Here is a 23,419-nt window from a genome sequence, read left to right on the forward strand (position 1 = left end):
CCTGCATCAATGAGACTGCCGTCCCCCCTCCGCACCGGGCGCCGCATGCCTCCCCTGAAATACCCGCGCTGGGCGCTGACCCTGCTGGCCACCGCGCAGCTGATCATCGCCCTGGACGCCACCATCATCTTCGTCGCCCTGCACGACATGGGCCGCGCGCTGCAGATCAATGCGCAGCAGCTGCAGTGGGTGGTCAGCGCCTATACGGTGGCCTTTGGCGGCAGCCTGCTGCTGGGCGGGCGTGCGGCCGATCTGCTGGGCCGCCGCCGTTTCTACCGGCTGGGCATGCTGCTGTTCGCGCTGGCCTCGCTGCTGGGTGCGCTGGCGCCCAATGCCACGCTGCTGATCGTGGCGCGTGCGGTGCAGGGCATCGGTGCGGCGCTGCTGTTTCCGGCCACCCTGGCCCTGATCAATACGCTGTATGCAGAAGGTCCGGTGCGCAACCGCGCGCTGGCAATCTGGAGCATGGCCAGCGCGGCGGGCCTCGCGCTGGGGACGCTGCTGGGCGGCGTGCTGACCCAGGCGTTCGGCTGGCCGGCGGTGCTGGCGGTGATCGTGCCGTTGGCCGCCGCCTGTGCCGTCGCCGCGGGCGCGTGGCTGCCGGCCGATGGCCCGCGCGTGCGCGGCCGTTCCTTCGATCTGGCCGGTTGCCTCACCGTCACCGCCGGCGGCAGCCTGCTGGTCACCACCCTGGTGCAGGGGCCGGAATGGGGCTGGACCGCGCCGGCCACGCTCATCTGCCTGTTGCTGTCAGCCGTGCTGCTGACGGTGTTCGTGCAGATTGAAAAGCGCAGCCGCGATCCGCTGATGCAGTTCGCGCTGCTGCGCCTGCCCGGCCTGCGTGCAGCACTCGGCCTGACCTTCGCGTTCATGAGCAGCTATGGCGTGCAGTACTACTTCCTGGCGCTGTACTTCCAGGACGGCTATGGCTGGAGCCCACTGCAGGCCGGCATGGCCTTCCTGCTGCCGACGCTGGTGTGCACCTTCGGCATCCGCATTGCCGAGCGCATGCTGCAGCGCCGTTCGCCGCGGCAGGTGCTGGCCTGGGGCTTCGCTGCCGGTGCCATCGGCATCACCGCGGTGGCGCTGGCGATGCCGCACGGCGCCAGCTACTGGCCGCTGCTGCCGGGCATCGTGGTGCTCAGCCTGGGCCAGGGCATGAGCTGGACGGCGATGTGGATCGTGGCCGGGCAGGGCGTGCCGGGGCCGCAGCAGGGTGTGGCGTCCGGCATGGCCGCTACCGCACAGCAGATCGGCGGCGCGTTGGGACTGGCAGTACTGGTGATGGTGGCCAACGCCGCACGCGGCACGCAGGCGGCAACCAGTCCTGATGCCCTGCAGGGCATGGTCAATGCACAGCACGGTGCCGCGCTGTTCGCCGCGCTCGGCGTGGTCATCGCGCTGGGCCTGCGTCCGGCACGGGTAGACTGCAGCTCTCCCGACGCGCTGCCCAACGACGCATGATTGGGCTGCTTGATCTTCGCCAGACGCTGGACGCGTTTGCCGCCTGCAATGACGACCACGACGCATGGGCGTCGTTCGGCTGGGTGCATGCCAGCGAGGGCGATCTGCTGGCAGCGCGTTTCTGGTTGCCGGCAGATGAAGACGCCGCGTTCGATGATGACGGTGAGGTGCCCGAGGCCGTGCAACCGTTCCGGTGGATGGATGCGCTGATGCTGCGGTAGTGCCGGCCGCTGGCCGGCAACTGCAATGATCCAGCTATCCTGAGGTTGCCGGCCAGCGGCCGGCACTACCGATCCGGGGCAGATCTACATCATGCGTGGATGGCGGTCATCCGAACGCCAACAACTGCGGCTGCAATGCGCTGAAGATGCGCGCCAGCCGCTCCGCCCACGCCTGCTGCCCGGCGGCATCGGCGATCAGGTCCTGGCGGATTTCCAGTTCCACATGCACCAGGCCGCGACCTTCGCCATGTACCGGCACCGCATAGTCGCTGCTGCTGTTGACCGAATATGGTTCGTTGTCGCCCACCACCAGGTCGCCTTCATCGCGCAGTGCCTGCAGCAAGGCCTGGGCAAAACGGGTGTCCTGGTGGTACAGCACGCCGGCGTGCCACGGGCGCTGCACGCCGTTCATCACCGGGGTGAAGCTGTGCATCATCACCAGCAGCGTCGGCCGTCCCGCATCGCGGCGCGCATCCAGTTCGGCATCGATGCGTGCATGGTAGGGCGCGTGGATCGCATCGATGCGCTGCTGCCGCTGTGCGGGCGACAGCGCGGCATTGCCCGGCACCACGGTATGGTCGCTGACCTCGGGAATCAGCGTGGACGAAACCAACGGCCGGTTGCAGTCGATCAGCAGCCGCGAATAGGTCTGCTCGATCGCCCACGCATCCAGCCGCTCGGCCAATGCACGGGTGGTGCCGCCGATGCCGATGTCCCAGCCGATATGCCGGTCCAGTTCGGCCTGCGGCAGTCCAAGGTCGGCCAGTGCACGCGGCACCTGTTGGCCGGCATGGTCGGCCAGCAGCAGGAACGGCGAGGCGCCCTGCGCACGGTGCACGCTGAAGATCGCTGGATCGTCGGCGCCCAGCAGTGCCGGCAGCGCGTGCAGGCCGGCGTCAGCCACGGGGGCGGCCGTCCAGGTGGTGCTCGATCATCCACAGGCCGGCCCACAGCTTGGCATCGGCTTCATAGCCTTCGGCCATTTTCTGCACCAGCCAGGCGGCCGCCTGCGTGCGCGGCACTTCATGCACGGTGATGTCCTCGCTCTCGTCGCCGCCGCCTTCGCCGATGCGGCGCAGGCCGGTGGCACGCACGAAGGCGATCTTCTCGCTGCTGGCACCGGAGGAGGTGGGGCCGATCATCAGCACTTCGGCGTGCTCGGCGGTCCAGCCGGTCTCCTCTTCCAACTCGCGTACAGCGGAGACTTCGATGGACTCGCCCGCATCGATGTCGCCGACCAGCCCGGCCGGCATCTCGATGGTCGACGCCTGCAGCGGCACGCGGAACTGCTCGACGAACAGCACCTTGTCCTCGGGGGTGACGGCAATGATGATGGCGGCCAGGCCGCCTGCGTGGGTGCGTTCGCTGTATTCCCAGCTGCCGCGCACGACCATGCGCTGGTACTTGCCTTCGTAGACGACACGCGGTGCTTCGGTGTTGCGCTGGCTCATGCGGGCTCGCTGGAAGTAGGGACGGGGTCGGAAATGCCGGCGGCACTGAACAGCCGGCGGCGGGTCATGGGGCCGAAGCGCAGGGTCTGGCACAGGCCGCCGAGCAGCTCTGGATCGGCCGCCTGGCGCGGCATGCCGGGCTGGCAGCCTTCCAACGGCGCGTCCAGGGCAATGGTGGTCAGCTGGCGCCAGAGCTGGGCATGCTCGCGCTGCTCGCGCAGGCGCACGGCCATCTGGGCCGCGCCGCGCAGGCGCAGGAACGGCACTTCGTCCAGGCGTTCGTACAGCACGTCCATGCTGCCGAAATGGGCCAGCAGCACGGCCGCCGACTTGGCGCCGACACCGCTGATGCCCGGAATGTTGTCGACCGCATCGCCGCACAGGGCCAGGTAATCGGCAATCTGGTGCGCATGCACGCCGTGCCGGGCCTTGACTCCGGCCACGTCCCAGCGCTGGTTGCGTGCGTAATCCCATTGCTCGTCATGGTCGAGCAGCAGCTGCGACAGGTCCTTGTCAGCGGAAATGATCACGCCGCGATGGCTGCTGCGGTGGCCATGCAGGGCGCTGCCGATCAGGTCGTCGGCTTCGTAATCGTGGTGGGCCAGCACCGCCAGGCCGAGCGCCGCGCACAGCGCCTTGCAGTGCACGAACTGGCGCTTGAGCGCTTCCGGCGCCGGGTCCCGGTTGGCCTTGTAGGCCGGGTACAGCCGATGACGGAAGCCACTGTCCAGCGCCTCGTCGAAGGCGATGGCGATGTGCCCGGGGCGTTCGCGCTCCAGCAGGTCCAGCAGGAAACGGGCGAATCCATGCACGGCATTGGTCGGCCAGCCCTGGCTGTCCTGGAATTCGTCCGGCAGCGAGTGCCAGGCGCGGAACACGTAGATGCTGGCGTCCACCAAGTACAGCGGCGGCGGTATCGCCACGGGAATCACGGCGCTCACTGGCCGGTCCAGTCCTGCAGCAGGGCCGCGGCATCGGGGCGCTCGCGCTCGGGCACTTCGGCCTTGGGCGTGCCGATGTGGATGAAGCCGGCAATGCCTTCGCCCTCGGCCAGCCCCAGGTGGGCGTGCACGGCAGGATCGAAGGCCATCCATGCGGTCAGCCACTGCGCGCCGAAGCCCAGCGCCTGTGCCGCCTGCAACAGGGCAAAGCACACGCAGCCGGCGGTCATCAGCTGTTCCTGTGCGGGCACTTTCGGGTCCGGGCGGGGGCTGGCCACCACCACGATCACCAGCGGTGCATGGCTGAAGCGCTGGCGGTCCTTCTCGAACACGGCGTCGCCGGCATTCGGGTCGCGCTCACGGCTGCGCGCGGCCAGGAAGTCGCCCAGAGTGTGACGCGCATCGCCGGCGATCTTCAGGAAGCGGAACGGTACGCGCTTGCCGTGGTCGGGCACGCGGACCGCCGAGGTCAGCATCCGCTGCAGGGTGGCCGGATCCGGTCCGGGCTCGCCCAGTTGCCGCGACGGCACCGAGCGGCGGGCATCCAGGGCAAGCAGGGCAGCAGGGTCGGGCATGGAGTCTGAACCGGTCATCACGGGTCGCTCATTATAGTCGGGCAGGTAGATGACGCCGTTTGTGTCGCGTCAGACCCCTGAATAGCAAACTGTGATGAACATCATGCCACTGGCGGATCACGGAGCCCTGCTTCCCCTCGCCTCGCAGGCCCTGCACGGCTTACGATACGCAATACTGCCGGGCCGCCGTTCATGAGGTTTGAAGTGAGGACTGTTTCACTGTCCGCGATGGGCTGGCCGGCCTACCATCGAGGGACCGGTGCATGGGGTGTACCGGCCGTCGCGATGTCCATGATGTCTGTCGCACCAGAGAAGGTGGGGAGCCTTCCCGAATGATGAGCGCGCCCACTCCGATGGGATCGCCGGGCCGTGACCCGGCCCAGCTCCAGCTTGCCCGGGACATCGTCCTGCCGGCGTTGTGCCAGGCCTTTGGCGCGGCACTGGCCCGCTTCGACGATGCCCTGTTCGACCGTGCCGGCAATGCCGGCTCGTCGCAGTTGCTGTTCCTGGACGCGATGCGCGAGCTGCGCCGCCGCCGTGAGGAGATCGCCGGCGCTTTTGCCGCCCATCTCGGCCATGCCTGGGCCGGCCTGGCGGCGGGCGAGCCCGTCTCTGCCGAGCTGACCCTGGCCGGGCAGGCACAGGATGGCCTGAGCCTGGTGCCGGAACATGTACTGGAATCGCGGTTGGCGGTGCGCAACTTCGCCACCGTGCTGCTGCGCGACTTCAAGCCGGTGCTGGCGCGGCTCGACCGCCGCCTGGGCTGGCTGGGCGGCGGTATCGAACTCGACGCTGACCGCAACCCGATCAGCCCCGAACACTTGGGCGTGGCCATCCACGAGGCCTTTGCCGGCTGCGAGCTGGCCCCGGAAGTCCACTTGGTGCTGATCAAGCTGTGCGAGCGCGACCTGCGCGCGCCGGTGGGCCGCATCTACGAGAAGCTGGACGAGCACCTGGCCGCGGCCGGGGTGATGTCGCAGATGGGCGCCCCGCGACGACCGCTGGCGCCGGCCCCGAGCCCGGCCCAGCATGTTCCGCATGGCCTGGATGATCTGGTCGAGCAGCGCACGGCACCGGGCGTTGACAACGAATTCAATGACGACGAACAGGCCGCACCGGCCTGGGCGCAGCGTTTTGCCGCGCGCTGGTCCGAGCGTCGTGGCCACCTGCAGCAGCATGCCGGTGGCGAACAGAGCCCGTCCGGTGAAGCCTATTCCGGCCAGCAGGGAATGCTGCTGGAAGCGCTGCACGAGCTGCTGCAGCAGACCCGCCATGTGCGTGAGGACGCAACCTCTGCGGCGCAGGTCGCGGTTGGCCAGCATCGCCCGTTGAGCCAGCGCGAGATGATGTCGGTGCTGTCGCTGCTGCAGGCCACGCCGAGCGCGACCCTGCGTGCGGCGATCGGCGAGGATGGCGAATCACTGGCGCAGCGCCTGAAGAGCGAAGTGCTGTCCAGCGCTACCCGGCTCGGCGTCGATCCGAGCCAGGCCCGGCTGGACGCGCAGGACGAGGATGCGATCGACCTGGTCGGCATGCTGTTCGATGTCATGCTTGACGAGCGTGAACTGGAAGGCCGCTCGCGTGAGCTGATCGGTCGCCTGGTGGTCCCGTTCGTGAAAGTGGCGATGCTGGACCGCCGCATGTTCGTGCAGAAGACCCATCCGGCCCGCAAACTGCTCAATTCGCTGGCCGAAGCCTGCGAGGGCAATACCGGCGAAAGCCAGGCCGAGCGCATGCTGATGGCCAAGGTCGAAGAAATCATCGAGCGGCTGGTTGCCGAGTTCAACGAGAACCTGGCGATCTTCCTGACCCTGGAAGAGGAGTTCCGCGAGTTCCTCGCGCAGCATCGCCGTCGTGTGGAAATCGCCGAGCGCCGTGCCGCCGAGACGCAGCGCGGGCAGGAGAAGCTGGAGATGGCCCGCAGCCGTGCTGGTGCCGAACTGGACCGCCGCATCGGCGACGCGACCCTGCCGCAGGCCATCGCCGGGTTCCTGCGCCAGCCCTGGCAGCATCACCTGACCCTGGCGCTGCTGCGCGAGGGTGAGGAAGGCGCGTCGGTGGCCGAGGCGCTGACCCTCGCTGACGGCCTGCTCGAGGAAGTGGCCGAGGCCCGCCGGCAGATCGTCGGCAAGCCCTGGTTGCAGGCCTGGCAGCCGATGCTGGTCAGGGTCTTTGCCAGCGTCGGCGTGCATGGAGACGCGGCCACCGCCGCCATCGATGCGCTGCATGACACCCTGCAGGGCATCGCCGAATCGCGGCCGGAGCTCGAGCGCGCCCTGCCGGAGCTTCCGCAGGTGGTGCTGCCCGCACCCCCGGCCCCGGAAACGCCGGCGGTGGAGCTGGGCGGCACGTTCAATACCGACGATTTCGACAATGCCGATGCCGACCGCTTCCGTCGGATGGAGATCGGCAACTGGCTGGACTTCGTCGACAAGGATGGCAAGGTGCAGGCGGGCAAACTGTCCTGGATCAGCCCGATTTCCTCGCGCCTGCTGTTCGTCAACCGCCGTGGCGTGCGCTTCTGCGTGGCGTCGCCCGAGGAACTGGCAGTGATGGTGCGATTGGGTCGGCTGCGTCCCCACGTCGACGATGGCGCCTTCGACAGTGCCATGCAGGGCGTGCTTGACCGCCTCGACCCGGGTGGGGCAACGCTGCACTGAGCCGCGTACGCCTGCTAGGATCGGACCCACTCACCGATCAGCGGGAATCTGCATGGCCGTGGCGTTGCTGGGGATCAAGGAGACCGCGCCGGGCGAACGCCGCGTTGCGCTCACGCCGGAAACGGCGCGCAAGCTCGGGGCGCTGGGCATCACCGTGTGGTACCAACCCGGTGCGGGCCAGGCCGCCGGCTTCACCGATGCCGCTTACGACGACGCCGGTGCCCGTGCCTTCGACGCCGGCCGTTGGGCCGAGATCGACATCCTGCTGTGCGTGCAGGCGCCACCGGCCGGGGTGCTGGCCCAGCTCAAGCCGGGTGCCAGCGTGGTCGGCCTGCTGACCCCGGCGGCCGACCCGGCGCTGGCTGCATTGGCCTCCGATGACCGCCTGTACCTGTTCCCGCTGCAGCAGCTGCCGCGCACCACGCGCGCGCAGGCGATGGACGTGCTCAGTTCGCAGGCCGGCATGGCCGGCTACAAGGCGGCATTGATCGCTGCCGAACGCGCGCCGCGCTTCTTCCCGATGCTGACCACGGCGGCCGGTACCGTGCGTCCAGCCAAGGTGCTGGTGATCGGCGCCGGTGTCGCCGGCCTGCAGGCCATCGCCACCTCCCGCCGGCTGGGCGCGCAGGTGGAGGGCTTCGACGTGCGCCCGGAAACCCGCGAACAGATCCAGTCGCTCGGCGCGCGCTTCCTCGACCTGGGGGTGAGTGCGGCGGGCGAGGGCGGTTATGCGCGGGCGCTGACCGATGAAGAGCGTGGCGAACAGCAGCGCCGTCTTGGCGACCACCTGCGCAGCGTGGACGTGGTGATCTGCACTGCCGCGGTGCCGGGACGTCAGGCGCCGACGATCGTCACTGCCGCGATGGTCGAAGGCATGGCCGCCGGCAGCGTGATCGTCGATCTGGCCGCCGAGAGCGGTGGCAACTGCGCGTTGACCGCGCCCGGCCAATGCATCGAACACCAGGGCGTGACCATCGATGGCCCGCTGGGCCTGGCCAGCCGGGGTGCCACCCAGGCCAGCGAGATGTATGCGCGCAATCTGATGAACTTCGTCGCCCTGTTCGTGCGCGAAGGCCAGCTGGGCTTCGACTGGGAAGATGAGCTGCTGGCGAAAACGCGCTGGCAGGCCTGAGTCGGTTGCGCCGGGCCATGCCCGGCGAGCGCGGCATCCGGTGAATCCGCCGGGCATGGCCCGGCGCTATCCCTTCGATAGGGGTTACCGCGGCTTCGCCGGCGGCGGGTTGTCCCGCACCCATTCCCTGCGTTCGTCTGCGGTCATCTGCGACCAGCGCTCGCGCATGGCATCGCGCTGGGCCGGGCTGAGATCACGCATCTGGCCGAACAGCGCCCGGGCCTGCTCGCGCTGTTCGGGGTTCATGTGTTCGAAGCGGCGCAGGCCGCGGCGGGCCTTGTCGCGCTCTTCCGGGCTCATCGACTGCCAGCGCTGGCCGTGCGACAGCATGCGCTGGCGCTGCGCGGGATCGGCGCCGTTCCAGCGGTCACGCAGCGGCGCCAACAGCGCTTCGCGCTGGGCCGGGCTCAGCTGTTCCCAGTTCGGCAGCGGCGCGGCAGCAGGCGCCGGACGCGCGGCAGGCACCGGCGCGGTGGCCTGCGCCAGTGCCGATGCAGCGGGCAGCAGGGTCAGGGCGATCAGCAGGGGCAGGCAGGGATATCGCAGCATGGTTCACTCCATCGCCAGGTCGTTGTCGCCCAGCCACAGGTACAGATCGGGATTCTCGTCGTACAACACGCCATTGTCTTCTTCCGCAGCGACGATCGGCGTGGTGATCGGGCCCTGATGATCGCCCGGACCGACGAACTGGATGCCGATGCCCAGCGCGATCACCAGCGAACAGGCACTGGCCAGCCACCAGCGCCAGCGACCGGCGTGCGCGGTTCTGGCGCTGTGACGGGCACTGCGCAGGCGTACCAGGGTGGCCGGCGACAGCGCCTGCAGCGACTGCGCGTGCAGGCTGCGCAGGGCGTCATCGGAAGGCAGGGGGCGGTTCACGGGTGCATCTCCAGTTGATTCTGCAGCGCCTGTCGGGCGCGCGCCAGATGGGTCTTTACCGCGCCTTCGCTGCAGCCCATGGCGCGGGCGGTGGTGGCCCCGTCCAGGTCCTGCAGCACGCGCAGGGTGAATGCCTCGCGCTGGCGGGCGGGCAGGTCGCGCAGCGCCTGCACCAGCTGCTGGTACTGCTGGCGTTGCTCGTGCGCCTGCGAAGGGTCCGGCCCGGGGTCGGCCCAGTCGATCTCGCCGCCGTCGGCATCCCGGTTGTCGCGCCAGAACGGCAGGCGGAAACGGCGGCGGCGCTGCAGGTCGATCACCCGCCGGCGCAGGATGCTCCAGAACAACGGCGCCCACTCGGCGGCCGGCTTGTCGGCGTAGTCCAGCATGCGCAGCAGCGCGTCCTGCACCGCATCCAGCGCATCCTCGCGCTGGCGCAGGCCGGCCTCGGCGAAGCGGAAGGCGCGCGGCCCCACGCTGGCCAGGAACGCTTCCAGCGAGGCCGGAACGGCGTCGGCATCGGTGGTCGAGGGGACAGGGCTGCTCACCAGCACAGGGTACGGTTCCTTGGCAGGGGTCACCATCGACAACGCGTGAGCGCGGCCGTGGTTGACCGGGACGCGCGCAGGGTTCAGCCCATGGTTATGATGGGGCGACGAAGACAGAGCAGGAGCGTTGCCGGTGAGTGACGGGTTCGTGGCGCTGTACATCTTCATGCTGGCCGCCATTGCCGGCCACGTGATCATTTCCCGGGTCCCGGTGATCCTGCATACCCCGTTGATGTCGGGCTCCAATTTCATCCACGGCATCGTGCTGATCGGCGCGATGGTGGTGCTGGGGCACGCACAGACGCCGTTGGAGAAGGTGCTGGGGTTCCTTGCCGTGGTGCTCGGTGCCGGCAACGCCGCCGGCGGCTATGTGGTCACCGCGCGCATGCTGGAAATGTTCAAGCCGAGCGTGCGCAAGGCCGACAACGATGAACCGAAGGAGCCGCAGGCTTGAACATCAGCACCGTCGAACTGCTCGATTGGCTGGTCAAGGCCAGCTACCTGGTTGCCGCCACCCTGTTCCTGCTCGGCCTGCAGCGCATGGCCTCGCCGATGACCGCAAGCAGCGGTATCCGCTGGGCGGGGCTGGGCATGCTGCTGGCCACGGTGGCGACCTTCTTCCTGCCCGAACTGCACAACGTGCCGTTGATCCTGGTAGCACTGCTGCTGGGGGCCGGCCTGGCCTGGTGGTCGGCGGGCAAGGTCGCCGTCACCGACATGCCGCAGATGGTCGCGCTGTACAACGGCATGGGCGGTGGTTCGGCCGCAGCCATTGGTGCGGTGGAACTGCTGCGCTATGCCTTCCTGGCCAACCGCGACACCACCCACTGGAGCGCGCAGGCGTTGGCCGACCTGGCCGCGCGGCAGCCGTCCGGCACGGTGCTGGTGCTGGCGGTGGTGGGCGCGGCGATCGGTGCGGTGTCGCTGTCCGGCTCGGTGATCGCCTGGGCCAAGCTGGATGGCCGCCTCGACAAGCGCGTGACCTGGCCGGGCCAGCAGGTGATGAACCTGCTGGTGGCGCTGGCCGTGGTGGTGCTGGGCATCATCGCCGCCAGCACGCTCAGCACCTGGGCCATCGTTGCCTTCTTCGTGCTGGCACTGGCGCTGGGTGTGTTGATGACGTTGCCGATCGGTGGCGCCGACATGCCGGTGGTGATCTCGCTGTACAACGCGTTCACCGGCCTGGCGGTGTCGTTCGAAGGTTACGTGCTGGGCAACGAGGCGCTGATCATCGCCGGCATGATGGTCGGTGCGGCCGGCATCCTGCTGACCCGGTTGATGGCCAAGGCGATGAACCGGCCGATCCGCAACGTGCTGTTCTCCAACTTCGGTGCTGGCGCCAGCGGCGAGGCGCAGACGATCAGCGGTTCGCAGAAGCCCATCGATGCGGCCGACGTGGCCGCGATGATGGCGTTTGCCGAACGCGTGGTGATCGTGCCCGGTTACGGCATGGCCGTCGCCCAGGCCCAGCACAAGATCTGGGAACTGGCGCAGCGGCTGGGCCAGCGCGGGGTGAAGGTGAAGTTCGCCATCCACCCGGTGGCCGGGCGCATGCCCGGGCACATGAACGTGCTGCTGGCCGAAGCCGGCGTGCCGTACGACCTGATCGCCGACATGGACGACATCAATCCCGAATTCGCCAGCACCGACGTGGTGCTGGTGATCGGCGCCAACGACGTGGTCAACCCGGTGGCGCGCACCGATCCGGCCAGTCCGATCTACGGCATGCCGGTACTGGACGTGGTCAATGCCCGCAACGTGGTGGTGATCAAGCGGGGCAAGGGCACCGGCTTTGCCGGTATCGAGAATGCGCTGTTCTATGCCGACAACACCCGCATGCTGTACGGCGACGGTGCCGAGGCGGCGGCGTCGCTGGTCAGCGAGCTGAAGGCGCTCGACGGCGGGCATTGATGCCATACCGGTAGCGCCGGGCCATGCCCGGCGGCTTTGCGTGCAGACCGCTGCGCTCGCCGGGCATGGCCCGGCGCTACCCGCGATCCACGCATGGCGTGGATCCAGCTTGGGGCGTTTACCGCGCCAGCCAGGCTCCGACCACCACGGCCACCGCCAGCCACAGCCACTCGACCACGCCATTGGCCAGGGTGATCAGCGTCCAGGCCAGGTGCGGGCCCATCCGCAGCGAGGCGTCCCAGGGGTTCAGGCCCATCGAGCCGCCCATCCAGGCACTGGCGATGGCCCAGTTCGAGATCGCGGCCACCAGCAGCGTGCCCAGCATGACCAGGGCGATGCGCAGCTTGCCGGGACCGAGCGTGCCCAAGCGCAGCATGAACACCAGTTCCAGAGCGGTCAGTACCGCCATCCAGCCGACCGGACGGCCGGTGAACAGGGCGATCAGCATCCAGGCGAGGGGGGCGGTGGCCAGCGCCAGCAACAGCATGAAGGGCCAGAGCCAGGTAACGGTCCTGGCGCGTGCGGCATTGGAGGACATCGAAGCTCCTGAAGGTCGCCGACAGGATACTGTGGTTTGCCGCAGTGCACCGGCGAGGGCGGGGCGCCTACGCTAGAATGGCCGCTTGCGTGGCTTATGCCGCAGCCCCATATCGGTCCCCATGTATTCCCGTAGCAGCGAACCTGTCCACTTCGAACGCGATTGCGAGGCCGTGATGGTCCCGCAGGGCGACACCGTGACCCTGCCCGCCGGCAGCTATGGGTACATCACCCAGGCGCTGGGCGGCAGCTATTCGGTGTTCGTCGAGGGCAATCTGTTCCGTATCGCCGGCAAGGATGGCGATGCCATCGGCAAGGAAGCGCCGGCACCGCTGGAACTGCCCGACGATGCCAGCGACGAGCAGGTCGAACAACTGGTCTGGCAGCAGCTGCGCACCTGTTTCGACCCGGAAATTCCGGTCAACATCGTCGAACTGGGCCTGGTCTACGAGGTGGAGATCAAGCACCTGGACGAAGGGCAGCGCGAGATCGACGTGAAGATGACCCTGACCGCGCCTGCGTGCGGCATGGGCGACATCCTGGTCGACGACGTGCGCAGCAAGCTTGAAATGATCCCGACGGTGGCCGAGGCCGACGTCGAGCTGGTCTTCGACCCGCCGTGGAACCAGCACATGATGTCCGAGGCCGCACGGCTCGAAACCGGCATGCTTTGACCCACGGCCCGCAGTGACGCGGGCCCGGCATTACCCGCAACCAGAACAGGAAATCTCCGGTGTCCCAGTCCATTCCCAGCTTCGCCGTCACCCGTTCGGACCACCCGCGCAGCGCTGAAGAGCGCGCCCAGATCCTGGAAAAGCCGGGCTTCGGCCTGCACTTCACCGACCACATGGTGGAAGTGCGCTGGGACAAGGATGCCGGCTGGCACAACGCCAGCGTGCGCGCCTACGGTCCGTTGCAGCTGGACCCGGCCGCGGCCGTGCTGCACTACGGCCAGGAGATCTTCGAAGGCATCAAGGCCTACCGCCATGCCGATGGTTCGATCTGGACCTTCCGCCCCGATGCCAACGGCCGTCGCCTGCAGCGTTCGGCGCAGCGCCTGGCGCTGCCGGAACTGCCGGTGGAGATCTTCGTCGAATCGCTGAAGCAGATGATCGCCGTCGACAGCGCCTGGGTGCCGTCGGCCGATGAGTCGAGCCTGTATTTCCGTCCGTTCATGATCGGCGATGAAGCGTTCCTTGGCGTGCGCGGCGCACACAAGGCCGGTTACTACGTCATCGCCAGCCCGGCTGGCCCGTACTTCGCCAAGGGCGTCGCCCCGGTGTCGATCTGGCTGTCCACCGAGTACGCGCGTGCGGCCAAGGGCGGTACCGGTGCGGCCAAGTGCGGAGGCAACTACGCCGCGTCGCTGTTGCCGCAGCAGAAGGCGCAGGCGCAGGGCTGCTCGCAGGTGCTGTTCCTGGACCCGGTCGAAGGCAAGTACCTGGAAGAACTGGGCGGCATGAACGTGTTCCTGGTCTACAAGGACGGCACGCTGGTCACGCCGGAGCTGTCCGGCAGCATCCTCGAGGGCATTACCCGCGAGAGCATCCTGCAGCTGGCCCGCGACCGCGGCATGAAGGTCGAAGAGCGCAAGGTCACCATCGATGAGTGGAAGCAGGGCGTGACCTCCGGCGAGATCGCCGAAGTGTTCGCCTGCGGTACCGCTGCGGTGGTCACCCCGATCGGCCAGCTGAAGGGCGAAGGCTTCTCGGTGGGCGACATCAATGCGCCGGCCGGCGAAGTGACCATGTCGCTCCGCAAGGAACTGACCGACATCCAGTACGGTCGCCTGCCGGACCGCCACGGCTGGCTGGTCAAGCTGGGCTGATCGCCTGCGCGAACGCGTAGCGCCGGGCCATGCCCGGTGACTTTTCGGAAAGCCCGTCCCCGCGACGGGCTTTCTGCGTTTCAGGCGTACGTCCGCCGGGCATGGCCCGGCGCTACCAGGATCAACGGCTCCCGCCAACGCGCGGCGATGCCCGGCGAATGTACGCGTGCCACGGTAGCGCCGGGCCATGCCCGGCGGCTGTTCGCCGATGTCGGCAAAGACATGGTGGGACAGGACATTCCGCAGTCAGGTACGTGCAGATGACGCGAAAGTTCCTTCACCTTCACAAACCCTCGACCCGGAAAGTCTCAGATCCAACATTTCATCTTGCTGAAAAGACGCTGAAAATCTTGTGGTGTCCGGTTTGAGCCACTAGCGTCATCAACACAGCGGATGGTCAGGGGAATCCGCTGGCTCGCCGGACCCGAACCTCGCCATCGCAAGCCAGCCCACGGTTCAGGCCGGTGCTTCTGCCGATTCCGGCATTCCTACCATTAGAAGGGAAATCCGATGTCCCAGGTAACGCAACCGCGTGTGCGTCGTGTGTGGGTGGTCCTTGGTGCGTCCGTCCTGTCTTCGCTGCTGCTGGCCACGCCTGCGCTGGCCGGTGATGTCCAGCTCAGCGGCCTGCAGTCCGCGCCGACCCACCAGCGCTTCATCGTCAAGTACCGCGACGGCAGTGCGCCGGTGGCCAACACCACCGCGCTGGCCTCTTCGCTGAAGACGGCCGCTGCCGGCATCGCCAGCAGCCAGGGCCGCGCGCTGGGCCTGCAGCAGGTCCGCCGGCTTGCGGTCGGCTCCACCGTGGTCAGGACCGACCGTGCGCTGGACCAGGCCGAATCCGAGCTGCTGATGCGCAAGCTGGCCGCCGACCCGAACGTGGAATACGTCGAAGTCGACCAGATCATGCGCCCGACGCTGACCCCCAACGACACCCGTTTCAGCGAGCAATGGGGCTTCGGTACGTCCAACGCCTCGATCAACGTGCGCCCGGCCTGGGACAAGGCCACCGGCACCGGCGTGGTCGTGGCCGTGATCGATACCGGCATCACCAACCATGCCGACCTCAACGCCAACATCCTGCCCGGCTATGACTTCATCAGCGACGCGGCGATGGCGCGCGACGGCGGTGGCCGTGACAGCAATCCCAACGACGAGGGCGACTGGTACGGCGCCAACGAGTGCGGCTCGGGCATTCCGGCCTCCAACTCCAGCTGGCACGGCACCCACGTGGCCGGCACGGTCGCCGCAGTGACCAACAACAGCACCGGCGTGGCCGGTACCGCCTTCAATGCCAAGGTCGTGCCGGTGCGCGTGCTCGGCAAGTGTGGCGGCTACACCTCCGACATCGCCGACGCGATCGTCTGGGCCTCCGGTGGCACGGTCAGCGGTGTGCCGGCCAACGCCAACCCGGCCGAGGTCATCAACATGTCGCTGGGCGGTGGCGGCAGCTGCTCGACCACTTACCAGAACGCGATCAACGGCGCAGTTGGCCGTGGCACCACCGTGGTGGTCGCTGCCGGCAACAGCAACACCAACGTCTCCAGCGCGGTACCGGCGAACTGCCCGAACGTGATCGCCGTGGCGGCCACCACCTCGGCGGGTGCGCGTGCCAGCTTCTCCAACTACGGCACCGGCATCGATATCTCCGCACCGGGCCAGAGCATCCTGTCCACCCTCAACAGCGGCACCACCACCCCGGGCAGCGCCAGCTATGCGTCCTACAACGGCACCTCGATGGCGGCACCGCACGTGGCGGGCGTGGTAGCACTGATGCAGTCGGTGGCACCGAGCCCGCTCAGCCCGGCGCAGGTGGAGAGCATCATCAAGAGCACCGCGCGCCCACTGCCGGGTACGTGCTCGGGTGGTTGCGGCGCCGGCATCATCGACGCCGATGCCGCGGTGACTGCCGCGATCAACGGCACCACGCCCAACCCGGGCGGCACGGTGCTGCAGAACAACGTGCCGGTTACCGGCCTCGGCGCAGCCAGCGGCGCATCGCTCAACTATACCGTCAACGTCCCGGCTGGCAGCGCGCAGCTGCGCGTGGCGATCAGTGGCGGCAGCGGTGATGCCGACCTGTACCTGCGCCAGGGCAGTGCCCCGACCGACACCGTCTACACCTGCCGCCCGTACCTGAGCGGCAACAACGAGACCTGCACCGTCAACAGCCCCGCCGCCGGCACCTGGTACGTGCGGGTGAAGGCGTACAGCACCTTCTCGGGCGTGACCGTCAACGCCCAGTACTGAGCCCAAGCCCCTCTCCATGGGCACGCCCCGGCCTCGGCCGGGGTGTTTTTTTGGGGGGACGGCGAAGCGGAGAAAGCAATGTGCAGCAGTGCATTTGCATTTGCCCTTGCTCTTGCTCTTGCTCTTGCTCTGGCTCTGCCCTTGACCTTGCTGGCCGCGCACCGGCATCTGTCTGGAGAGGCTCAGGTTCCCATCGCAGGACCGTTGGCGCCATGGGCCCGAGGCATGCCTCGGGCGGGTTGGGCAGGACGCCCAACCCCGGTCTTGCCGTGTGCGCAGGACAGCGCACACGAGCAAGGCGCCATCGAGCCCCCAAGGATGGGTTTACGGCGTGTCCTGGGATGGGAGCCTGAGCCTCTCACGACTACAGCAACCGAAACGCCGACGCGCGACAGCGCGCCTTCAATCCCTCAAACCGACTCGAACCGGTTCGCCGCCACGTTCTTGCGCACATGCTGCGGGTCGAAGATCCGGCCGTTCATCGCGATGAACACCCCCGCCGGCAGCGACTGCACCGCGCCGATCGCACAGCCGATGTTGAACTCCGCATCCGAACCACGGAAACGCGCCGGGCTCAGCGCGCCGGTCATCACGATGGTCTTGTCCGGGATCGTCGCCAGCACCTTGCCGGTCTGCACCATCGAATCGGTGCCGTGGGTCACCAGCACGTGGCGGGTGGGCTGGGCGGCGATCGTCGCGCGGATCAGCTCACGATCGTCGTCGTTGATGTGCAGCGAATCCTTGCGCAGGATCGGAATCACGTTGAAACGGAACGTGACCCCCAGTTCGCGCAGGATCATGCCGATCTGCGGGTCGCCGATCTGGTAGTCCGACTTGTCGTCGAAGTAGATCTTGTCGATCGTGCCACCGGTGGTGACGACCAGGAGCTCTTCCATCATGTGCATGCGCGAAACCAAGGCAGGTACAGCGGCGCGGGGCCGGGAACGCAGATGATACGGCGCACCGGGCGCAGCGTCAGCGCCGCCGCCCGAAACGGGCGCGCAGGCCGGGCAGGCTGGCCGAAAAGATCACCAGCAGCGCCAGCACGATTTCGATCAGGGCCAGCCAGCGGGTCTCGGGATGGCTCCAGGCGCTCATCACGCCGTGGCTGAACCAGCCCAAGGCCAGCACCGCCGCCCAGAACCCGGCCTTGCGCCAGCCCAGCCGCAGGGCGATGGCCAGCGCCAGCGGCGGCGCAGTGAACACCAGCTGGGTGGCCAGCCAGTGCCTGTCGTTGATGAACCAGCCGGCAAACAGCGCCGCCAGCCCCATCAGGGCCAGCAGCAGCACGGTGCGCGGCGCGGTGCTCATCGTGCCAGCCGCTGCGCGATGTCGGCCACGCGCCGGCCCAGCGCCCGCGCCAGCACCGCCTCATCGTCGGTCGGTTGCGGGTCGTCGGCGGCGCCGGCCACGTGGCTGGCGCCATACGGCGTGCCGCCACTGGTGGTGTGGCTCAGCGCCGGCTCGGTGAACGGAATGCCGACGATCAGGCAGCCGTGGTGCAGCAGAGGTACCTGCATCGACAGCAGGGTCGACTCCTGGCCGCCATGCATCGACGCGGTGGAGGTGAACACCCCGGCCGGCTTGCCGGCCAGCGTGCCGTTCACCCACTCGGCGCCGAGGCCGTCAAGGAAATGCTTGACCGGCGCGGCCATGTTGCCGAAACGGGTGGGGCTGCCCAGCAGCAGTCCCTGGCACTCCGCCAGGTCCTGCACGCTTACATAGGGCGCGCCATCGTCGGGTATCGGCGGCTGCGCGGTCTGGGTAACGGCAGCCACCGGCGGCACCGTGCGCAGTCGCGCTGTCATGCCCGGAACCTCGCCAATGCCCCGCGCGATCTGGCGCGCCAGCCGTGCCACCGAACCGCCGCGGCTGTAGTACAGCACCAGGATTTCGCCCATCGCGCCCAGCTCTCCTCATCGTGTGGACGCCAGTATGGCTATCCTGCACCGATTCCGCATCGGGTACCCTTGCGCCGATGGAACCTTTGGATACGCTCAATTTGTGGATGGAGCGCGCGCGGGATCGCGCACGCGCCGCCAGCTTCGGCCGCTTCCTGTGGCGCCGCTTCCTCGACGACCGCCTGTTCCAGGCCGCCGCCGCGCTTGCCTACACCACGGTGTTCGCGCTGGTGCCGTTGGCGATCGTGGTATTTGGCGTGCTCTCGGCCTTCCCGGTGTTCGATCGCTGGAGCGACCAGCTCAGCGACTATGTCTTCTCCAACTTCGTACCCAATGCCGCGCGCGCCGCAGAAGGCTATCTGCGGCAGTTCTCGGCCAGCGCCGGCCAGCTCACTGCCGCCGGCTTCATCGCCCTGGTCATCTCGCTGCTGATCACCCTCAACAGTGTTGAAGAGACCTTCAACCAGATCTGGCGCGTCGGCAGCAGTCGGCCGCGGTTGACCCGCTTCCTGGTCTACTGGACGGTGCTGACCCTGGGCGCGATGCTCGCCGCTGCCTCGCTGGCGGTGTCTGCGCGGGTGTTCGCGATGCCGTTGTTCGGCACGCAGGAAGGGCGCTGGCTGGCGGATCTCGCGCTGCGGCTGGCGCCGATCCTGATCGAATTCGTCTGCATCACCCTGATGTTCCGGGTGGTGCCACACCACACCGTGAAGTGGCGCCATGCGGTTCCGGGCGCGATTCTCGCCGCAGTGATCCTGGAGCTGGTGAAGTGGGGCATCGGCGCCTACCTGGGCAGCTTCCAGTCGTACCAGAAGCTGTATGGCACGGTGGCCTTCGTACCGATCCTGCTGCTGTGGATCTACCTGTGCTGGGTGGCCGTGCTGCTGGGCGCGTCGTTGGCGTCGTCGATGGCGGCTTTCCGCTACCAGCCGGTGGAACTGCGCCTGCCGCAGGGCTACGAGTTCTATGGCCTGCTGCGCCTGCTCGGGCGCTTCCAGCACGCACGCGCCAAGGGCAGGGGCTTGGCCGACGACGAGATCCTGCGGCTGGAACCGATGCTGACCGACTCGCTGCTGCAGGACCTGGCCTGCAACCTGGAGGGCATCGGCCTGCTGCGCCGCGATGAGCGCGGCGAGTGGCTGCTGGCCCGCGACCTGGACCAGGTCAGCCTGGGCGACCTGTACGAATGCACGCAGCTGCGCATTCCGGTGGCCGAACAACACCTGCCTTACCGCGATGACAGCCTCGGCCGGGCCGCTTTGGCTGCACTGGATGAACTGCGCCTGCCGCTGCGCGAACGCCTCAAGCGTCGCGTCAGCGACATCTACCCTGATTCTGGAGACGCCCCATGACCTGCAAGACCCCGTTGCTGCTGGCTGCGCTGCTGGCCTTGGCCGCCTGCAAACCCGCGCAGGAGCCGACCCCGGCCAGCAGCCAGCCGCCGGCACAGGCACCGACCCCGGCCGCGCCGGCGCCGGTGGAGGACACGCCCGCCGAGCGCGTTACTGCCGAGTTCCCGACGCTGAAGATGAAGGCGGTCGATGGCAGCGATTACGACCTGGCCGCGCATCGTGGCAAGTGGGTGGTGGTGAATTTCTGGGCGACCTGGTGCGCGCCCTGCCGCAAGGAAATGCCCGAGCTGTCGGCGTTGCATGCCATGCGCAGCAACATCGAAGTGGTGGGCCTGGCCTACGAGGACATCGAGGTTCCGGAGATGCAGGCGTTCCTGACCAAGCATCCGGTGACCTATCCGATCGTGGTCGTCGATCCGTTCGACCCACCGGCCGACTTCGCCACCCCGCGTGGCCTGCCGCTGACCCATCTGATCGACCCGCAGGGCAAGCTGGCCCACAGCTTCCTGGGCCCGGTTACCGCGGCGGACATCGAAAAGCAGATTGCTGCTGCCAAATAAGGGGAGGGGCAGGGCTGCGCCCTGCACCCACCGAAGCGGTAGTGCCGGCCGCTGGCCGGCAACCTCGACAGCAACAACAACAGCCGAAGCAACAGCAGAAGCAGGTTTCCTGTGGGGAGGCGGGGTGGGTCCGGTTGCGGGGGACGCCGTAAATACGTCCCTGTAGGCTCGGTCGCCGCTTGCTCGTGTGCGCTGTCCTGCGCACACGGCAAGACCCGGGTTGGGCGTCCTGCCCAACCCGCCCGAGGCATGCCTCGGGCCCATGGCGCTCACGCCCCCGCAACCGGACCCACCCCGCCTTCGACAGTTTCTGGCGACCTGCCGGAATGACATGGCCTGCTCTTGGTGGGTGTCGAACTTGGTCGACACGTAGATCCACGCCATGCGTGGATGTTTTTCGTTCACTTGTCGAGATATTCGATTCCGATGGAGATTCATCCACGCATGGCGTGGATCCATCAGATCGCAGAAATCTGTCAGAGGTGGGGCGGTGTCGGAGTGCGGGGTGTCCGCGGCATGGATGCCGCGGCCAAGCCCCCATGGACGGGTTCACGGCGTCCCCGCACTCCGACACCGCCCCGCCATCCCACGGTATGCCCGCTCTTGACGTTGCTTCGGCTCTAGCTGTTGCCTGAAAGCAGCAGGTGCAGGGCCGCAGGCCCTGCCGACCAACCCTACTCCTTGACCGGAAAATCCTCGATCGGCTTCAGCACGTCGTAGTGCTCGCGATGCAGCTTGCCCTTCAGTTCCGGCAGCTCCGGCAAGGGCGCATCCACCCGTGTGTCCGGCAGCCGGTCCAGCAGATTGCGGACCAAAGTCAGGCGACCCAGCCGCTGGTCGTTGAAATCCACCAGCGTCCACGGCGCACCGTCGCGATGGGTCGCGCGCAGCATCGCCTCGCGCGCTTCGGTGTACGCGCTGTACTTGCTGCGCGACTTCAGATCCACCGGCGACAGCTTCCACCCCTTCAACGGATCAAGATGGCGTTCGGCGAAACGCTTCTCCTGCTGCTCCTGGTCCACGCACAGCCAGTACTTGAACAGCAGGATGCCGTCATCCACCAGCAGCTGTTCGAACACCGGTGCCTGATGCAGGAACTGCTGGTACTCGCTCTCGCTGCAGTAGCCCATCACCCGTTCCACGCCCGCGCGGTTGTACCAGCTGCGGTCCATCAGCACGATCTCGCCGGCGGCCGGCAGATGCGTGGCGTAGCGCTGGAAATACCATTGCGTGGCTTCGCGGTCGGTGGGCTTGGGCAACGCCACCACCCTGCATTGGCGTGGGTTGAGGTGCTGGCTGATGGCCTGGATCGCACCGCCCTTGCCGGCGGTATCGCGTCCTTCGAACAGCACCAGCAGGCGTTGCCCGCTGTGCTGCACCCAGCGTGCCATCGCCGTCAGTTCCAGCTGCAGCGGCTGCAGCAGTTCGTCGTATTCCTTGCGCTTGAGCTTGGCCATCGTCATGCCACGCGGGAGGGAAGCCCGAGCGTAGCGCAGGGCGATGTCAGGGCGTGTCGAGGCCCTGCCAGCCCTGTTCGCGGGCCAGCTGCTGAAGCAGTGAGGACAGATCGCGCGCGAAGGCCGTCATGTCGAACAAGCCGCTGCGCTCGCGTGCCTGCGCCAGTTCGGCACGCAGGGCAGCCAGCGCGGCCGGGTCGTTGCCGAGTGCACTGGCGGTGGCGACGAAGGCCGCATCGTCGGCGACGTTCAAGTGTTCCAGCCCCAGATGATGGTTGAGGCTGCCGGCCACGCGCGCGGCGAAGGTAGCGCCGGGGCAGGTCAGCACCGGGCAGCTGGCCCACAGTGCATCCGATGCAGTGGTGTGTGCGTTGTACGGGTTCGTATCCAGGAACAGGTCGGCCAGCTGATAGCGGGCCAGATACTGCGGATGCGGCAGCTTGGCCATGAACACCAGGCGCGCCGGATCCAGTCCTGCAGCCTTGGCGGCGGAACGCAGCCGCGCATCGGCCTGGCCGGGGCCGGACAGCAGCCACAGCACGCTGCCAGGTACTGCCTGCAGCACCGCGAACGCGCGGCCCATGCTGCGCGGGTTGAGCTTGTAACTGTTGTTGAAGCAGCAGAACACCGTGCCCTGCGCGGGCAGCCCACACGCCGCACGGTCCGGCGCCGGTTCCAGCACGCGGGTGTTGTCGGAGGGCTGGAACGCGCGCGGCAGGCGCAGCACGCGTTCGCTGTAGTGCGGTTCCAGCGAGGACGGCAGCGCGAAGTCGTCAGCGATCACTGCATCCAGCCACGATGCACCGGAGGTGCCGGGGTAGGCCAGCCAGTTCAACTGCAGCGGGGCAGGGCGCATCGCCAGTACTTCCGGCGTGCCGCCACCGCCCCAGCCGCGCAGGTCCAGCAGCAGGTCGATGCCCTGTGCACGGATGCGCGCGGCCGTATCGGCGTGGCGCAATCCCACCACGTCATGCAGCCGGGTAGCGGCCTGCAGGCGTTGGCGGATGCGGCTGCCATCGTCCGCGTTGAGCGCGAACAGATGCAGTTGCAGGGCCGGGTCGCGGCTCATCTGCTCCAGCAGCGCCACCGTCAGCAATCCGGTGGGATGAGCGCCGAAGCCGTTGGAAAGGAAGCCCACGCGAAGTGGGCCTCGTTCGCGAAGCTTCGCCGGCGGCAGTGGCCGCACCGATGCCGCCACCGCGGCGGCGCGTGCACGCGCGCAGGCCAGCTGTTCGGCCGCGCTGGCGTCTTCGCTGAGAAACGCGAAGGGTTCCACTACGCCCTGGCCGGACACCAGTGCACCGCGCACCTGATCGGCCAGCGCATCCACGTCCTGCCAATCGCACAGGCGACGCTGCCAGGCGAGGCGCTGCGCGGCGATATACGGCTCATCGGGCATCAGTGCATGTGCGCGACGATAGGCCGCTGATGCACCTTCGGCATCGTTGGCATCTTCCAGCGCGTGCCCCAGCCACAACGCGATGCCCGGGTGCTCCGGTGCCAGCGCCGAGGCCTGGCCCAGCAGCGTGGCGGCATCGGCATGCGCTCCTGCCATCCACGCCACCCGGCCGAGCCGGGCAAGCGCTTCAGGATGATTGGGCCGCAGCTGCAGTGCGCGCCGCGCGGCCTGCTCGCCGGCTGCGATGTCGCCGGCTTCCAGTTCCAGGTCGGCCAGCATCACCCAGGCGACGAAGTCGCCGGGCTGGCGCGTGATCGCCTTCTGCAGTTGCTGCCGCTGCTGCCAGGCCGACATGC

The 23,419-nt window shown here is 68.0% G+C and carries 24 protein-coding genes; 11 read left to right on the plus strand and 13 right to left on the minus strand.

From position 1 onward, the window contains the following. The first annotated feature begins 45 nt into the window (after positions 1-45). Both D0Y85_RS03755 and D0Y85_RS03760 read left to right on the plus strand, forming a co-directional pair. Positions 46-1,464: an MFS transporter gene (locus tag D0Y85_RS03755; protein ID WP_117309594.1), complete on the plus strand. Its 1,419-nt coding sequence runs from the start codon at positions 46-48 to the stop codon at positions 1,462-1,464. After that, positions 1,461-1,685, plus strand: coding sequence for a hypothetical protein (locus tag D0Y85_RS03760; protein ID WP_117309595.1), 225 nt, complete (start codon positions 1,461-1,463; stop codon positions 1,683-1,685). The genes D0Y85_RS03755 and D0Y85_RS03760 overlap by 4 nt, the downstream gene beginning before the upstream one ends. Positions 1,686-1,791: 106 nt before the next feature. Here D0Y85_RS03760 and D0Y85_RS03765 read toward each other — a convergent pair whose 3' ends face one another. The 4 genes from D0Y85_RS03765 to D0Y85_RS03780 are packed head-to-tail and all read right to left on the minus strand — an operon-like array spanning position 1,792 to position 4,652. Beyond that, positions 1,792-2,589 carry an N-formylglutamate amidohydrolase gene (locus D0Y85_RS03765; protein WP_117309596.1) on the minus strand — a complete coding sequence of 266 codons (798 nt, stop codon included), beginning with the start codon at positions 2,587-2,589 and terminating at the stop codon, positions 1,792-1,794. Next, positions 2,582-3,136, minus strand: coding sequence for an NUDIX hydrolase (locus tag D0Y85_RS03770; RefSeq protein WP_025877960.1), 555 nt, complete (start codon positions 3,134-3,136; stop codon positions 2,582-2,584). Before D0Y85_RS03770 ends, D0Y85_RS03765 begins: the two co-directional genes overlap by 8 nt. Then, the gene (locus tag D0Y85_RS03775) at positions 3,133-4,077 is read right to left on the minus strand and encodes a 5'-3' exonuclease H3TH domain-containing protein (RefSeq protein ID WP_229290861.1); all 945 of its coding nucleotides are present in this window, start codon (positions 4,075-4,077) and stop codon (positions 3,133-3,135) included. The genes D0Y85_RS03770 and D0Y85_RS03775 overlap by 4 nt, the downstream gene beginning before the upstream one ends. Then, entirely contained in the window at positions 4,074-4,652 is a 579-nt protein-coding gene (locus tag D0Y85_RS03780; RefSeq protein WP_117311842.1) for a nitroreductase, read from the minus strand. Before D0Y85_RS03780 ends, D0Y85_RS03775 begins: the two co-directional genes overlap by 4 nt. Before the next feature lie 332 nt (positions 4,653-4,984). On the opposite strand from D0Y85_RS03780, the gene D0Y85_RS03785 reads away from it, so the two are divergent. Continuing rightward, positions 4,985-7,312 carry a DUF1631 domain-containing protein gene (locus D0Y85_RS03785; protein ID WP_117309597.1) on the plus strand — a complete coding sequence of 776 codons (2,328 nt, stop codon included), beginning with the start codon at positions 4,985-4,987 and terminating at the stop codon, positions 7,310-7,312. Positions 7,313-7,364: 52 nt separating this feature from the next. Further along, positions 7,365-8,444: an NAD(P) transhydrogenase subunit alpha gene (locus D0Y85_RS03790; RefSeq protein WP_117309598.1), complete on the plus strand. Its 1,080-nt coding sequence runs from the start codon at positions 7,365-7,367 to the stop codon at positions 8,442-8,444. Positions 8,445-8,528: 84 nt separating this feature from the next. Here the strand turns inward: D0Y85_RS03790 and D0Y85_RS03795 are convergent, their stop codons facing one another. Genes D0Y85_RS03795 through D0Y85_RS03805 form a run of 3 tightly spaced genes read right to left on the minus strand, consistent with a single transcriptional unit; the run spans position 8,529 to position 9,904 of the window. After that, the gene (locus D0Y85_RS03795) at positions 8,529-8,993 is read right to left on the minus strand and encodes a DUF3106 domain-containing protein (protein WP_117309599.1); all 465 of its coding nucleotides are present in this window, start codon (positions 8,991-8,993) and stop codon (positions 8,529-8,531) included. A gap of 3 nt (positions 8,994-8,996) precedes the next feature. Beyond that, positions 8,997-9,323, minus strand: a complete 327-nt coding sequence (locus tag D0Y85_RS03800) for a hypothetical protein (RefSeq protein ID WP_117309600.1) — start codon at positions 9,321-9,323, stop codon at positions 8,997-8,999. Beyond that, on the minus strand, positions 9,320-9,904 hold the full coding sequence (locus D0Y85_RS03805; protein WP_117309601.1) for an RNA polymerase sigma factor: 585 nt from the start codon (positions 9,902-9,904) through the stop codon (positions 9,320-9,322). The genes D0Y85_RS03800 and D0Y85_RS03805 overlap by 4 nt, the downstream gene beginning before the upstream one ends. A gap of 97 nt (positions 9,905-10,001) precedes the next feature. Between D0Y85_RS03805 and D0Y85_RS03810 the strand changes: the two genes are divergently transcribed. Continuing rightward, entirely contained in the window at positions 10,002-10,322 is a 321-nt protein-coding gene (locus tag D0Y85_RS03810) for an NAD(P) transhydrogenase subunit alpha (protein WP_117309602.1), read from the plus strand. Then, positions 10,319-11,779 (plus strand): NAD(P)(+) transhydrogenase (Re/Si-specific) subunit beta, encoded by a 1,461-nt coding sequence (locus D0Y85_RS03815; RefSeq protein WP_117309603.1) that lies wholly within the window; start codon positions 10,319-10,321, stop codon positions 11,777-11,779. The genes D0Y85_RS03810 and D0Y85_RS03815 overlap by 4 nt, the downstream gene beginning before the upstream one ends. A 118-nt stretch (positions 11,780-11,897) precedes the next feature. Here D0Y85_RS03815 and D0Y85_RS03820 read toward each other — a convergent pair whose 3' ends face one another. Then, the gene (locus D0Y85_RS03820) at positions 11,898-12,317 is read right to left on the minus strand and encodes a hypothetical protein (RefSeq protein ID WP_117309604.1); all 420 of its coding nucleotides are present in this window, start codon (positions 12,315-12,317) and stop codon (positions 11,898-11,900) included. A gap of 121 nt (positions 12,318-12,438) precedes the next feature. Between D0Y85_RS03820 and sufT the strand changes: the two genes are divergently transcribed. From sufT to D0Y85_RS03835, 3 genes are all read left to right on the plus strand, one after another. Next, complete coding sequence (gene sufT, locus D0Y85_RS03825; RefSeq protein ID WP_025877975.1) at positions 12,439-12,990, plus strand: putative Fe-S cluster assembly protein SufT; 552 nt, start codon at positions 12,439-12,441, stop codon at positions 12,988-12,990. 59 nt (positions 12,991-13,049) lie between these two features. Beyond that, positions 13,050-14,144: a branched-chain amino acid aminotransferase gene (locus D0Y85_RS03830; RefSeq protein WP_117309605.1), complete on the plus strand. Its 1,095-nt coding sequence runs from the start codon at positions 13,050-13,052 to the stop codon at positions 14,142-14,144. A 510-nt stretch (positions 14,145-14,654) separates the two neighbouring features. Then, entirely contained in the window at positions 14,655-16,394 is a 1,740-nt protein-coding gene (locus D0Y85_RS03835) for a S8 family peptidase (RefSeq protein ID WP_117309606.1), read from the plus strand. Positions 16,395-16,804: 410 nt separating this feature from the next. Here the strand turns inward: D0Y85_RS03835 and D0Y85_RS03840 are convergent, their stop codons facing one another. The 3 genes from D0Y85_RS03840 to wrbA all read right to left on the minus strand — a co-directional run bounded on the left by D0Y85_RS03840 (position 16,805) and on the right by wrbA (position 18,295). Beyond that, on the minus strand, positions 16,805-17,290 hold the full coding sequence (locus D0Y85_RS03840) for an asparaginase domain-containing protein (RefSeq protein WP_033830416.1): 486 nt from the start codon (positions 17,288-17,290) through the stop codon (positions 16,805-16,807). A 79-nt stretch (positions 17,291-17,369) separates the two neighbouring features. Then, a complete protein-coding gene (locus tag D0Y85_RS03845) occupies positions 17,370-17,705 on the minus strand; it encodes a DUF2069 domain-containing protein (protein ID WP_025879136.1) in 336 nt (111 codons plus the stop codon). Next, positions 17,702-18,295 carry an NAD(P)H:quinone oxidoreductase gene (wrbA, locus tag D0Y85_RS03850; protein WP_117309607.1) on the minus strand — a complete coding sequence of 198 codons (594 nt, stop codon included), beginning with the start codon at positions 18,293-18,295 and terminating at the stop codon, positions 17,702-17,704. The genes D0Y85_RS03845 and wrbA overlap by 4 nt, the downstream gene beginning before the upstream one ends. Positions 18,296-18,372: 77 nt before the next feature. On the opposite strand from wrbA, the gene D0Y85_RS03855 reads away from it, so the two are divergent. Then, positions 18,373-19,647, plus strand: a complete 1,275-nt coding sequence (locus tag D0Y85_RS03855) for a YihY family inner membrane protein (RefSeq protein ID WP_100463142.1) — start codon at positions 18,373-18,375, stop codon at positions 19,645-19,647. Further along, complete coding sequence (locus D0Y85_RS03860) at positions 19,644-20,207, plus strand: TlpA disulfide reductase family protein (RefSeq protein ID WP_033830417.1); 564 nt, start codon at positions 19,644-19,646, stop codon at positions 20,205-20,207. Before D0Y85_RS03855 ends, D0Y85_RS03860 begins: the two co-directional genes overlap by 4 nt. A 674-nt stretch (positions 20,208-20,881) precedes the next feature. Here D0Y85_RS03860 and ppk2 read toward each other — a convergent pair. Both ppk2 and D0Y85_RS03870 read right to left on the minus strand, forming a co-directional pair. Further along, positions 20,882-21,664: a polyphosphate kinase 2 gene (gene ppk2, locus D0Y85_RS03865; RefSeq protein ID WP_117309608.1), complete on the minus strand. Its 783-nt coding sequence runs from the start codon at positions 21,662-21,664 to the stop codon at positions 20,882-20,884. 46 nt (positions 21,665-21,710) lie between these two features. Beyond that, positions 21,711-23,417 (minus strand): tetratricopeptide repeat protein, encoded by a 1,707-nt coding sequence (locus D0Y85_RS03870; RefSeq protein WP_117309609.1) that lies wholly within the window; start codon positions 23,415-23,417, stop codon positions 21,711-21,713. Between the last annotated feature and the right edge of the window lie 2 nt (positions 23,418-23,419).

Origin of the sequence: Stenotrophomonas sp. G4, assembly GCF_003428825.1 — a bacterium.
Taxonomy (GTDB): Bacteria; Pseudomonadota; Gammaproteobacteria; order Xanthomonadales; family Xanthomonadaceae; genus Stenotrophomonas; species Stenotrophomonas indicatrix.

Bases quoted from the DNA above. Each gene is read 5' to 3' on its own strand.
- D0Y85_RS03755 (WP_117309594.1), top strand. From the start codon at position 46: ATGCCTCCCCTGAAATACCCGCGCTGGGCGCTGACCCTGCTGGCCACC.
- D0Y85_RS03760 (WP_117309595.1), top strand. From the start codon at position 1,461: ATGATTGGGCTGCTTGATCTTCGCCAGACGCTGGACGCGTTTGCCGCC.
- D0Y85_RS03770 (WP_025877960.1), bottom strand. From the start codon at position 3,136: ATGAGCCAGCGCAACACCGAAGCACCGCGTGTCGTCTACGAAGGCAAG.
- D0Y85_RS03780 (WP_117311842.1), bottom strand. From the start codon at position 4,652: ATGCCCGACCCTGCTGCCCTGCTTGCCCTGGATGCCCGCCGCTCGGTG.
- D0Y85_RS03785 (WP_117309597.1), top strand. From the start codon at position 4,985: ATGATGAGCGCGCCCACTCCGATGGGATCGCCGGGCCGTGACCCGGCC.
- D0Y85_RS03790 (WP_117309598.1), top strand. From the start codon at position 7,365: ATGGCCGTGGCGTTGCTGGGGATCAAGGAGACCGCGCCGGGCGAACGC.
- D0Y85_RS03795 (WP_117309599.1), bottom strand. From the start codon at position 8,993: ATGCTGCGATATCCCTGCCTGCCCCTGCTGATCGCCCTGACCCTGCTG.
- D0Y85_RS03805 (WP_117309601.1), bottom strand. From the start codon at position 9,904: ATGGTGACCCCTGCCAAGGAACCGTACCCTGTGCTGGTGAGCAGCCCT.
- D0Y85_RS03820 (WP_117309604.1), bottom strand. From the start codon at position 12,317: ATGTCCTCCAATGCCGCACGCGCCAGGACCGTTACCTGGCTCTGGCCC.
- sufT (WP_025877975.1), top strand. From the start codon at position 12,439: ATGTATTCCCGTAGCAGCGAACCTGTCCACTTCGAACGCGATTGCGAG.
- D0Y85_RS03835 (WP_117309606.1), top strand. From the start codon at position 14,655: ATGTCCCAGGTAACGCAACCGCGTGTGCGTCGTGTGTGGGTGGTCCTT.
- D0Y85_RS03840 (WP_033830416.1), bottom strand. From the start codon at position 17,290: ATGGAAGAGCTCCTGGTCGTCACCACCGGTGGCACGATCGACAAGATC.
- D0Y85_RS03845 (WP_025879136.1), bottom strand. From the start codon at position 17,705: ATGAGCACCGCGCCGCGCACCGTGCTGCTGCTGGCCCTGATGGGGCTG.
- wrbA (WP_117309607.1), bottom strand. From the start codon at position 18,295: ATGGGCGAAATCCTGGTGCTGTACTACAGCCGCGGCGGTTCGGTGGCA.
- D0Y85_RS03855 (WP_100463142.1), top strand. From the start codon at position 18,373: ATGGAACCTTTGGATACGCTCAATTTGTGGATGGAGCGCGCGCGGGAT.
- D0Y85_RS03860 (WP_033830417.1), top strand. From the start codon at position 19,644: ATGACCTGCAAGACCCCGTTGCTGCTGGCTGCGCTGCTGGCCTTGGCC.
- ppk2 (WP_117309608.1), bottom strand. From the start codon at position 21,664: ATGGCCAAGCTCAAGCGCAAGGAATACGACGAACTGCTGCAGCCGCTG.
- D0Y85_RS03870 (WP_117309609.1), bottom strand. From the start codon at position 23,417: ATGTCGGCCTGGCAGCAGCGGCAGCAACTGCAGAAGGCGATCACGCGC.